2 protein-coding genes are annotated in these 13,215 nt (G+C 68.9%); both read left to right on the forward strand.

What is annotated here, in order from left to right; genetic code table 11:
- Positions 1-30: 30 nt before the first annotated feature.
- Entirely contained in the window at positions 31-11,499 is an 11,469-nt protein-coding gene (locus AC1KAR_RS14035; protein ID WP_480318687.1) for a VCBS domain-containing protein, read from the forward strand.
- A 64-nt stretch (positions 11,500-11,563) separates the two neighbouring features.
- Positions 11,564-13,213: a TolC family protein gene (locus AC1KAR_RS14040; RefSeq protein WP_480318689.1), complete on the forward strand. Its 1,650-nt coding sequence runs from the start codon at positions 11,564-11,566 to the stop codon at positions 13,211-13,213.
- Positions 13,214-13,215 lie beyond the last annotated feature (2 nt).

The following is a 13,215-nucleotide window of genomic DNA, read 5'->3' on the forward strand; positions in this document are numbered from 1 at the left end:
TACAAAGGTCAACCGGACACCTGACTTGACATGACACAACGCTCAGCCGTACCCGCGTTCCTCCGCCCACGTTCAGGTGCACTGGCGCTCGAGCCCAGAATCCTTTTCGACGGCGCGGCCGCCACGGCGGTCGACCACCAACAGGAAGCGAGCGCGCCGACGGCCGCCGCCGACTCGGCCGACGGGCACGCAGCCGCCCCGGCCGCGCAAGCCGCCCCCAAAGAGGCGACCCCGGCGCCGGCATCCATCCCCACGGCTGAACCGGCGGCGGCGCCCGCCGAGGCAACTGCCCCACCCGCCCGCTCGCTGGTCGTGCTCGACTCGCGCATCGATCAGTTGGCGCAGTTGTCCGCCAACCTCGCCCCCGGCGCGCAGGTGCTGGTGATCGACCCCACCGTGAACGGCATCCAGGCCATCAGCGCGGCCTTGGCCGCGATGGGGCAGGTCGACTCCATCCAGATCTTTTCGCACGGGGCGCCGGGTTCATTCAGCCTCGGTTCTCAATTGGTCAGCGCCGACCGCCTGGGTGAGCTGCGCACCGCGTTCCAGGGTTGGCAGGCGGCCCTCACCGCCGACGCCGACATCCAGCTCTACGGTTGCCGCATCGGCGAAGGCGCGGCCGGCCAGGCGCTGGTGGTCGAGCTGGCGCAGTTCACGGGGGCCGACGTCGCGGCGTCGAACGACGACACCGGTGCTCCCGCCGCCGGCGGCGACTGGGACCTCGAGGTGAGCGCCGGGACGATCGACAAGGCCCTGGCCATCACGGCCGCCGGCCTGGCCGATTTCAGCGGATTGCTGCCCGATGCCGCACCGACCACCAGCGTGGCGAGCGGCACCCTCAACGTGCTGCTCGGGGATCAGTTCACCTTCGACGTGAACTTCACCAACACCTCGTCGCAGGTCGGCTTCGCGCCCTTCATCACCCTGTACATGCCCGCCACCGGCAAGGACGGAGACGACGGCGCCACCTTCGTGTCGGCCAGCTACCTGGGCAGCGCTCTGACGGCGCACACCGTGTACTTCGATGCCTCGGGCAATGCGGTGAACCCCGTGGCCAAGGACTCCAGCGGCAACAACGTGGTGATCAACGCCGCGAGCGTCGGCATGCGCGCGGGCGATCAGATGATCGTGATCGAGCTGCCGTTCGCCAGCGTCACGCAAGCCCAGCCGACCATCTCGGTGCAAGTGACCGCAGCGCTCAGCGAGCTGGCCGACACGGCGTTCTCCAACGGCACGCCCGATCTGTCGATCGGTGTCACGAGCGGCTTCGAGATCGGCAACGACGCGATCGACAACCCGACGACCGACCCCGCCCTGCTCGAAGGCGCCGTGCACACCCTGGTGGTCCACCCCACGGTGATGACCTTCACGACAGCGATCGTGGCCCCCGAAGGCGAGACCGCCACCGGCCCCAACTACCCGCGCAGCTACGACGTCACCGTCTCGCCCGCCAACGGCCAGGTCCTGAGCGACGTCGTGGTCAGCCAGGACCTGCCCGGCGCCATCCAGGTCACCAGTATCGTGCCCGGCGCCGGCGGCACGCTCACTTCGCTCACGCTGGGCGATAACAGCGTGGTCAACAACCCGGTGAACTTCGACTACACCGGCCAGATCATCCGCAACTTCACCGTCACCTACGCCTCGCTATCGGCGCCGTCGACGAGCGTAGTGAACTTCTACGTGGCGCAGGCCGACGACACCGGCGCGCCCGTGATCGACCCGGTCACAGGCGACGACCGAACACTGAACTTCGCGGCCCCCACCGGCACGGGCCGCTGGACGCCCACCGACACACGCGACGTCACGGCGCCGCAGACGGATGTCCCGCTCTCGGGTTCGGGCACGCCGAGCAGCCTGGTGGTCAAGTCGATCACCTTGGAGAAACACGTCACGACGGTCAACGACCTCGGGCACCCCGGCCTCACGCCCGGCGACGTGCTGCAGTACACCCTGAACCTCGCGATTTCCGATTACTTCGCCTTCGGCCAGACCACTCTCGGCGCGGGCCAGTTCCTGGTGACCGACGCCATGGCCGACGGCCAGTCGTTCACCGGCCCGGCCACCTTGAGCCTGACCATCGCCGGTGTCACGCGAAACATCTCGATCACGCCCACCACGACGGTCAACGCCGATGGCAGCTCCAGCCTGGTGTTCGATGTGGCGCAGGCGCTGCGCGACGCACCCGGCCTGGAACCCTGGCTCGCCGGCGACCTGTTCCTGGAGTCGCAACTGCAGGGCGCCACGCGCGCCGTGATCAGCTACACCGCCACCGTCGCGCAGAGCTACACCTCGCCGACGGGTGATCCGCACCCCGAGATCAACGAAGGCGACTCCATCAGCAACAACGCCACCGTGAGCGCCGCGGTGCTGCTGAATCGCTTCAACGCAACCGGCGAGCTTCAGGCCGACTCCTCGGACACCAGCAGCACCGTACCCACGAGCCAGGTGCAGATCGAGCTGGCCACGGTCAACGGCAACCCATTCCCGCCCAACGGCGAATTGAACCCTGGCGATCTCGCCACCTTCCAGTTGACGTACGACCTCGTCACCGGCGACTACGAGCAGCTCCAGCTTCGCGCCTACCTGCCGCTGCCGCTGCTCAACGTCTCAGGCATCACCTGGGCAAATGGCGTGGGCGAAGGCACGTGGCGCCTGGGCGCCGGCAACACCAATGCCGGCGCCGTGCCCATCGTGACCACAGAAGCCGGCAACGCCGTCGTGTTCGACTTCGGCAGCTACGCCACCTCGATCACCACCGGCAGCCGCATCGTCGTGAGCTTCACCGCCCGGGTGGGTGGGCAGCCCTTCGCCGACCAGCGCTCGCTCGACGTGCTCGCGCAATCCGACCAGCTCACCACGATCACCAAATCGCACCTGATCTCGTCCGATGTGGCTCCCATCAACTCGGTCGCCGAGCCGGTCCTGGCAATCGCGCACGGCGTGGTCTCGACCACCCACGGCACAATCGCCGGCCTCACCGGTACCTGGGCCGCACCCGGTACCGCCGGCGTGCCCTTCAGCGGCAGCGTCACCGAGCTCGACTCCGTGCGCGGCAGCATCACCGGCACCGATGCCGGCGACCAATTGCGCCTGGTCACGGCCATCGAGAACACCGGCGGCGGCGTGGCCTTCGATGTCGCCACGTCCATCACCCTGCCCACGGGGCTGAGCTTCGTCGGCGGGAGCCTCGCAAGCGCCAACCTGCTGATCTACCGCGGCGACGGCACGCAGCTCGTCAACGGTGTCGACTACAGCGTCACCAGCACGCAGATCACCTTCCTCGACAACGCCTCGATCGGCACCTTGCTGCCCGGCCGGGCGGGCACCGCCAACGACACCAACGGCACCAACGTGGTGGTCATCACCTACGACGTGGTGGTCGACGCCACCATCGGCGCAGGCAGCACGCTGCAAAGCACCGCCACCCTCAGCAACTACTCCAGCCTGAACGGTGGGCCCGACTTCACGCCCGCCGACCTCACCAGCCTGACCAGCGAACAAATTTCGGCCCCTGTGATCACCAAGGTGTACGCCGGCGGCAGCCTGGACGACGGCGACTCGAGCGCCGCCCACACCACCGGCAGCAGCCTGGTGATCGGCGAGAGCATGCTCTACGACATCGTGGTGAACCTCCCCGAGGGCACCACCGGCAACCTGCGCGTGAGCGACCTGATCCCCGCGGGCATGCGCCTGGACACCTCCTTCAACGGTGGCCTCGGCTACCAGGTCATCACCACCACCGCGGCCAGCGCGGCGCTGAGCGGCAACTTCGTCGGCGCGGTGACGGTCAGCTCCTTCGCCGCCACCCCTTCCGGCACGCTGGGCAACGACGGTGTCGATGCGCTCTGGACGTTCAGCGCGTCGGGCGCGACCAACGACAACAACATTGCGAACAACAGCTTCGTGCTGCGCGTGCTGCTGGTGGCGAGCAACGTCTCGGCGAACCAGACCAACCAGTCGAGGCAGAACAACACCAACCTCGTCTACAGCGACCCCGACGGCGACACGCCCAACGGCAGCGCCCCGCTCGACCGCACGATCGCCATCACCGGCGGCCAGCCCACGGTGACCATCGTCGAGCCCACGCTGCAAGTCACGCAGACCCTGCTCACCGACACCGGCAACTTCGGCGTCGATGCGCTCGACCCGGTCGAGTTCGAGATCACCATCACCAACGGCAACGGCTCGACCGACTACGCCGCGTTCGACATCAGCCTGCTCGACAACCTGCCCACCCAGCTGAGCGCCTACCAATTGGTAAGCGTCACCTACGCGGGGGGCGCCACCAACAATGGCGGGGCCGACTTCGAGATCGCGGGCGGCCAGCTGCGCACGGTCGCGGGCGCCAACGTCGACATCGCCAAAGGCGGCAGCATCGTGCTGCGCGTCGCGGCCGTGGTGAACAACTCGGCCGCGTCGGTGGCGCGTATCGTCAACACCGCCAATGTGAGTTGGACCAGCCTCGATGGCGCCGTCTCGGGCACCACGCCTTTCGGCGAACGCACCGGCGCCGACGGCCTGTTGAACAGCGGCGTGCTCAATGACTACCAGCGCAGCGCGACGGGAGAGATCCCGGTCGCGCAAGCCGTCCGCCTGTCACGCGTCGGCGGCCTCACCGACACGGCCGCACCCAACCCCACCGGCGCGCCCGAAGAGACCGTGGCAGTCGGCGAGGTCATTCGCTACCGCGCCGCCGTGCTGGTGGCTGAAGGCGACAACCCGAACTACGAGTTGCGCATCACCCTCGGGCCGGGGCTGGACTTCATCCTGCCCGATGGCTCCGGCAACCCGGTGCGCATCGCCTTCATCTCGAACGGCGCCGGCCTCGTGAGCGACCTCACCCTCACCACCGGCGGCACGCTCGCGGTCAACGGCAACGAGACCAGCCCCATGGCCGGCAACATCACCGCCGACCTGTCGGGCGCCGCGCCCACCGGCGTTCTCGACCCCACGCTGATCAGCGTGGCGACGGTCGGCGGCAACCAGGTGGTCACCATCCGCCTGGGCAACCTCACCAACCACGAGGGCGCCGATGCCGACCTCGAAGGTATCTCGCTCGAATTCAACGTGCGGGTGGTCAACGCCGCGAGCAACCAGGCCGGCTCGGCGGCACCCACCGTGGTGGTGAACGAATACGTCGGCACGCCACAGGTGGCGCGCGGTGCGAGCGAGGCCCTGATCGAGCGCATCGTCGAGCCCGGCTTCAGCGCGCTGAACAAGCAGGTCATCGCCTTCGACCCCAACCCGGCAGGCACGACCGGCAGCGCCACGGTGCAGGTGAGCTTCACGCAGAACGGGTCGGCCAAGGCGTATGACATCCACCTTGGCGACACCTTCCCCGGCGCCAGCGCCTACACGCTGCTGAGCGTCAACATCAACGGCACGAGCTACGCGCCGGGCGGCCTGCCTGCAGGCGTGACTGCCAGCACCGCCGGCGGTGTCAGCGTCGATTTCACGCAGCTCAACGTGGGCGACCGGGTCAGCGTGACCTACCGCGCCGACGGCCTGACCAACACCACGACGATCGCCAACACCAACGCGACGCTCACCTGGTCGAGCCTGCCCGAAACCTTCACCGGCTGGGGCGTGCAGGCGAATGGCACCTTCAGCACCGTCGGTGCCGACGGCACCGCCTCGGGCGAGCGCGATTCGCGCGATGGCGCCGGCGGCCTCAACGACTATGTGCTCACCGAAGGCGCGGGCCTGGGCATCATCACCGGCACGCTGTGGAACGACACGGCGAGCGCCACCGGCAGCACCACGCCGGATGGGGCCGGCCTGGACGGCCAGACCGTCACGCTCGTCTGGGCGGGGCTGGATGGCGACATCAACACCACGGCCGACAACGCCACCTACACGACCACCACCAACGCGAGCGGGCAGTACCGGTTCGGCGTGCTGCCGGCCGGCATCTTCCGCATCGACACACCGAGCGGCACCGTCTCGTACCCGCAGCCCGTGGGCGACCTGCGCGTGCGCATCGACACCGACGGGGCTTCACCGCTTGGGCAGATCGTCGTCACGCTGGGTGAATCGGCCACCGGCATTGCAAATGCAGGCTACGTCGAGCAGAACGATGCACCGGTCAACACGCTGCCCGGCACGCAGAACGGCTCGGAAGACATCGCGCTCGCGATCACCGGCATCTCGGTGGCCGACATCGACGCCGCACGCGGCCCCGGCGGCGCCTCGGCCGTGCTGCAGGTGCAGCTCTCGGTGCTGCACGGCACCTTGTCCGTGTCCGCCACGCCGGGCGTCACCGTCGCCGGCTCGGGCAGCGCCGCGCTCACGCTGAGCGGCACGCTCACCGACCTCAACCTCGCCCTGCCCACGCTGGTCTACCTGGGCAACCTCAACTACAACGGCGCCGACACGCTGACCGTGCTCACCAACGACCTGGGCAACTACGGCGACGTGAACGGCGACGGCACCCCGGCCCAGAACCCGGCCGACGCGCTCACCGACCAGGACACCCTGCAGATCGTGCTGGCCCCGGTGAACGACGCCCCCGTCGCCAACGACGAAGCAGCCGATGCGGTCGAGGCCGGCGGCGACCGGAACAACGTGCCCGGCACCGACCCGCGCGGCTCGCTGCTCGACAACGACAGCGACGTCGACATCGCCACCAACGCCGATGCCATCCGGGTCGCAAGCGTCGGGCGTGCAGGCGGCTCGCAGACCACCATTGCCAGTGGCGGCTCGGTCACCATCACCGGGCTGTACGGCACGCTCGAAGTCGCCAGCACCGGCGGCTACACCTACACCGTCGACAACAACAACGCCGAGGTGCAGGCACTGCGCCTCTCCGGCCAGACGCTCGTCGAAGCCTTCGACTACACCGTCTCCGATCTAGGCGGCCTGACCGACACCGCCACGTTCACCGTCACGATCCACGGCGCGAACGACACTCCAGTCGCTGGCAACGACATCGCCACCGCCGTCGAGGCCGGCGGCGTGCTCAACGGCACAACCACTGCGCCCCCGACGGGCAACGTGCTGTCCAACGACATTGACCCGGATGGCGGCGAGAACCCCGCCGACCTCATCAACTACGGCGAGATCCGCACCGTCGACGCCGCACGCGTGGGCCTCGAAGGCAACACCACCACGCCGTTCACGACAGTGTCGGGCGGTGCGCCGGTGCCCATCGCCGGCCTGTACGGCACGCTGAGCCTCTCGACCGACGGCACCTACACCTACGTCGTGGACGACAACAACGCCACCGTGCAGGGCCTGGCCGCAGGCGACACGCTCGACGAGGTCTTCACCTACCGCATGCACGACGCCGCCGGCCTGGTCGACCTGGCCACGCTGCGAATCACCATCCAGGGCCGAAACGACAACCCGATAGCGAGCAACGACTCCGATCAGGCGCAAGCGCAGTCGAGCAACTCCGGTTCGAGCGAATCCAACCCCAGCGGCAACGTGATTCGCTTCCCGAGCCGGCCCGACCCGATCTCTCCGCCCCCCGGCAACGGCATCGACTATGACGTCGACACCATCGACCAGCCCAACACCGTGCTGGTGGTGGACGGCGCACGCACCGGCACCGAAGGCGCCGGCGGCGCGCTGACGAGCGTGGCCGTGGGCAGCACAGCGGCGAGCAACGGCACCGTGCTGGTCGGCGCCTACGGCACGCTCGTCATCGGCGCCGACGGCTCGTACACCTACGACGTCGACAGCAACAACCCGGATGTCCAGGCCCTCGTCGTCGCGGGTGTCACGCTGAGCGACTTCTTCACCTACCAGATCCACGATACCGCGGGGCTCACGGACACCGCGCAGATTGAGATCATCGTGCACGGCGTCAACGACCCGCCGATCGCCCAGACTGTGCGCGTGATCTCGCTCGAAGCCGGCGGCGCGGGCAACACCGCGCCCGGCACCAACCCGAGCGGCGACGTGCTGAGCACCGCCTTCGATGCCGACGGCGACCCGCTCACGGTGACAGGCATCCGCCCAGGTGACGAGTTCACACCGGGCCCGATCACCGGCGTCAGCGGCCCGACCACGCTCGGCGGCAGCTACGGCACCCTCACCATCGCACCCGACGGCAGCTTCACCTACACGCTCGACAACCTCAATGCCGCCGTGCAGGCCCTGCGCCGCCCGGCCGACACGCTGATCGAGCGCTTCACCTACGTGATCGCCGACGACCAGGGCGAGAGCGACCAGGCCGAGATCGTGGTGCTCATCGTCGGCCGCAACGACGACCCCGTCGCCACCGACGACACCGCGCTCGCCACCGAGGCCGGTGGCGTCAACAACAACCAGCCCGGCGTCGACCCGAGCGGCAACGTGCTCACCAACGACAGCGATGTCGACGGCGGCGAGGTGCCCACCGACCCGATCAACTACGGCGAGACCAAGACAGTGGGCTCGGTGCGCACCGGCGCCGAAGCCGGCACCGGCACGGCCGGCACGCTGGGCACCGAGCTGCGCGGCCTCTATGGCTGGCTCACGCTCAACGCCGATGGCAGCTACACCTACCGCGTCGACAACGACATGGCCGACGTGCAGGCACTGCGCACCGCCGCCGACACGCTGAGCGACAGCTTCACCTACACCGTGCTCGACACCCAGGGCGCCTCCGACGCTGCCGCCCTCACCATCACCATCCAGGGCGCGAACGACCACCGGCGCAACGAATCCGATTCCGCCACCGCCGTCGAAGCCGGCGGCATCGCCAACGGCACGCCCGGCGTCAACCCGACCGGCAACGTGATGACCAACGACAGCGATGTCGACGGCTATGGCGAAACCGGCACCGTGACCGGCATCCGCATGGGCGGCACCATCGGTACGGTGGGGCAGCCCTTCGTCGCCACCTACGGCACGCTCACGATCCAGGCCGACGGCAGCTACACCTACGTGCTCGACAACGCCAACCCGCTGGTGCAGGCCTTGCGCACTTCGTCGCAGGTACTGACCGAGACCTTCGTCTACGCCACGCGCGACGCTGCCGGCGGGCTCTCCGGCGCGCAGCTCATGATCGTCATCACCGGCAGCAACGACGCCCCGGTCGCAGCCAACGACGCCACCATCGCCGTGGAAGCCGGCGGCACGCTGAACGGCACGCCTGGCGTTTCGCCCACCGGCAACCTCGTCAACAACGACAGCGACGTCGATGCCACCGACATCCGCACCGTGACCGGCATCCGCACCGGCACCGAAGCCGCGGGCGGCAGCTTCAGCGATGTCACCGGCCCCGTCACCTTCGCGGGCCTGTACGGCTCGCTGCAGCTCGGCCTCAACGGCGCCTACACCTACACGCTCAACAACGACCTGCCCGCGGTGCAGGGCCTGCGCCCGGGCGAGCTGCTGCTGGAGCAGTTCACCTACCGCATGGCCGACCGCGCAGGCGCCACCGACGTGGCGCAGCTCAACATCGTGATCCGCGGTGCGTGGGACGCACCCGTGGCCACCAACGACCTCGACCACGCCCTCGCCGCCAGCCCGCTCAACCCGGGCTTCGACCCGACCGGCGAGGTGCTCGGCAACGACAGCGATGTCGACCAACCCGACTCGCTGCTCGTCAGCGGCATCCGCACAGGCACCGAGGCCGCAGGCGGCGCGATCACCGCCGTGAACACCGGCACCGACGGAAGCAACGGCACGCTGATCAACGGCAGCTACGGCCAGCTCATCATCGGCTCAGACGGCACGTACAGCTACTACGTCGACTCGGCCAATCCGACCATCCGCGCGCTCGGCCCGCTGCAGTTCGTGCGCGAAGAGTTCACCTACGAAGCGATGGACAACGGCGGCCTGGTCGACCTGGCGCAGCTGACCATCCTCATCCGCGGTGTCGACGAAGGCCCGCGCGCCACCGCCGACACCGGCGACGCGGTCGAAGCCTCCGGCCTGAACAACGCCATCCCCGGCGTCGACCCGAGCGGCAACGTGCTCGCCAACGACACCGATGCCGAAGGCGACCCTATGCGCGTGAACGGCATCCGCACCGGCGAACTCGCCGGCAGCGGCACGGCAGGCACCATCGGCGCGGTGCTGCGCGGCAGCTACGGCGACCTGACGCTCAACGCCGACGGCAGCTGGAGTTATGTGGTCGACAACACGCTGGCCGCCGTCGAAGCGCTGCGCACCAGCGGGCAGACGGTGGTGGAGGTCTTCACCTACCAGGTGCGCGACCTCTGGGGCGCGACCGACAGCGCCGAGCTGCGCATCAGCATCGATGGCCGCAACGACACCCCCATCACCGCCCCCGATGCCGCAGACGCCCTGGAGGCCGGTGGCGTGGCCAACGCCACGCCGGGCCAGGACGCCGTGGGCAACCTGCTGAGCAACGACACCGATGTCGACAGCGTGGCCAACGGCGAGACCCAGCAGGTCACGACCGTGAGCAATGCCGCCGGCACCAGTGCCGCGGCCGGGGCCGCACTCGCCGGCCAGTACGGCCAGCTCACCGTGCAGGCCGATGGCAGCTTCCGATACGTGGTCGACAACAACAACGCGCAAGTGCAGGCGCTGCGCACCGCAGGCGAAACCCTCGTCGAGACCTTCAGCTACACCATGGTCGATGCCACCGGTGCGGCTTCGCAGTCCACGCTGACGATCACCGTGCACGGCGCGAACGACAACCCCGTCGCCACCAACGACAGCGCGCTCGCCACCGACCAGGTCGTGTCACCGCAGACCTCGGGCAACGTGCTGCCCAACGACAGCGATGTCGATGGCGGCGACACGCGCCAGGTGGTCGGCATCCGCACCGGCGCCGAGACCGACACCACCGGCACCGTGGGACTCGTCGGCCAAGCGCTGGCAGGCCGCTACGGCACGCTCGTGATCCATGCAGACGGCAGCTACACCTACAGCATCGACCTCACCAACCCCGAGGTGCTGCGCGCCGCCGGCTTCGGGCCGCTCCTGCAAGACGTGTTCACCTATACCGTGGGCGACCTCGCCGGTGCCACCGACCTCGCCGAACTGGTGATCACGCTCAACATCTCGGCGCCCTACATCCCGCCGTCGAGCGGCGACGGCATGCTGAACCGCGGCGGCGACGTCTCGTTCCAGTACGGCCAGCCGACGGTGCCCGACCTGAGCCCGGTCGTGTACATCGGCCCCTTGGTCGAGGTACTCGACATCGGCAATGCATCGCTGGGGCGTGAGGTCGGAGCCGACGAACTGCGTGTCGCCAACCTGCCAATCGGCATCGCGCCGTCGATCGGTGCCGGGCTCGGCCGGGTCGACGGCCAGTACATCCACGAGACAGTGGCGCGCAGCAGCGCCGCCAGCGCGGTCGACATGGCCTGGATCGTCTCGCGCAGCGGCCGCACGGAGCTCACTGCCGACGGCCTGTTGAGCGACCCGTCGCTCAACGCCGTCGACCCGGCCGACATGACACGCCACCCGCTCGGCATCAGCCCGAGCACCGATCGCAGCGCAGCGCAATCTGCCCAGGGCTTCAGCGATCAGTTGCGCTCAGCCGCACAACTCACGCGCCCGGCCCTGCCGGCGCAGAACCGGCTGCCTCGCTGAACCGGCTGCCGCGCTGAACGACAACATCCATTCCTCGAACAACAAGCACAGGAGAGAACCCGACATGGCCATCAAGCTCACCCCGAAGCCGCTGAGCGTGGCGCTGGCCGCCGCGTTGATGGTGAGTGGCTGCGGGACGGTCGACCAGCCGGCCTACTCACCCGAACAAGTCCGCCAGCGGGTGGTGGACGACACGGCGACGATGTACGCCGAGCAAGAGCCCGTGACCGGCCCGATCGACTTCTACCAGGCCGCCGCCCGCGCCCTCAAGTACAACCTCGACTACCGCATCAAGCTGATGGAGAGCGCGCTCGCCGCCAACCTGCGCGACGTGACGAGCCACGAGATGCTGCCGCGCCTGGTGGCGTCGGCCGGCCGCACCGGCCGCAACAACGACTCGGGCGGCACCTCCATCGGCATCGAAGACGGCCAGGTCAGCCTGCGGCCCTCGACCTCCGAGGAGCGCTATCACAACATCGCCGGGCTGGGCCTGAGCTGGAGCGTGCTCGACTTCGGCGTGGCGTATTTCCGCACGCAGCAAAAGAGCGACCAGATCCTGATGGCCGAAGAGCGCCGCCGCAAGGTCGCGCAGAACGTACTGCAAGACGTGCGCAACGCCTACTGGCGCGCACGCGCCGCGCAGCTGCTGATGCCCGAGGTGGATGCGCTGCTCGCGCGCACCCATCGCGCGCTGGGCTCGGCACGCGATGCCGAGAACCGCGGGCTGATCCCGCGCCAGGAGGTGCTGGCCTACCAGCGCGCCCTGCTCGACGCGGTCTACCTGCTCACCGTACGCCGGCAAGACCTGGAGTTCTCCATCGCCGAGTTGCGTGCGCTGATCTCGCTGCCCCCCTCGCAGCCCATGGTGCTGGGCGACCACGGCGCCGCGGCCCTGCCCCAAGTAGGCGTGACGCCCGCGCAGCTCGAACAAGTCGCGCTCGAGAACCGCCCCGAGATCATGGAGGAGTGGTACCGCAAGCGCGTGAACGAGAACGACATCAAGATCGCCAAGGCGCAGGTGTGGCCCAACATCACGCTGTCGGCCGGCGCGCAGTACGACTCGAACGACTACCTGTACAACAACGGCTGGAACGCCGTGGGCATCCAGGTCTCGATGAACCTGATGCGCCTGTTGCAACTGCCTGCCCTCGAAGCCTCGCAGCAATCGCAGACGCGCACCGACGACGCGCGCCGCACCGCCTTGTCGATGGCGATCCTCACGCAGGTGCGCATCGGCTCGCTGCGCTACGCGCTGGCGCGCCAGGAGGTGGAGTTCTCCGAAGCCAGCCTGCGCGTCGACCGGGCCCTGCTCGACTACGCCCGCGCCGCGGTCAGCAGCAAGCTGAGCTCGGAGCTCGAGGTGATCCGCGCCGAGGGCCGCTACCTGCTCTCGCGCTACCAGCGCGAGGCGGCGTACTCCACCGCCCAGGCGGCCTGGGGGCGCCTGTACAACTCGCTGGGCCTGGATACCCTGCCCGACACCATCACCGAGGTCGACGTGAACTCGCTGGCCGACGCGATCAAGCGCACCATGGTCGACCGCGAGAACCGCGGCCTGATCGTTGCCTCGGCGCAGCCGCCATTGCTGCCGCCGTCGCCCGCGCCGGGCCCTGGAACCGGGACAACCTCGCCCCCCAACATCACGAGCAACAGCAGCACCAACCTGACCCCCACCAACACCGGAGCACCTGCCAATGCCCCTGCGGCGCAGTAAGG

It is taken from the genome of Piscinibacter sp. PDB1-1 (assembly GCF_056675995.1).

Coding starts and splice junctions, on each gene's coding strand:
- AC1KAR_RS14040 (WP_480318689.1), top strand. CDS start 11,564: ATGGCCATCAAGCTCACCCCGAAGCCGCTGAGCGTGGCGCTGGCCGCC.
- AC1KAR_RS14035 (WP_480318687.1), top strand. CDS start 31: ATGACACAACGCTCAGCCGTACCCGCGTTCCTCCGCCCACGTTCAGGT.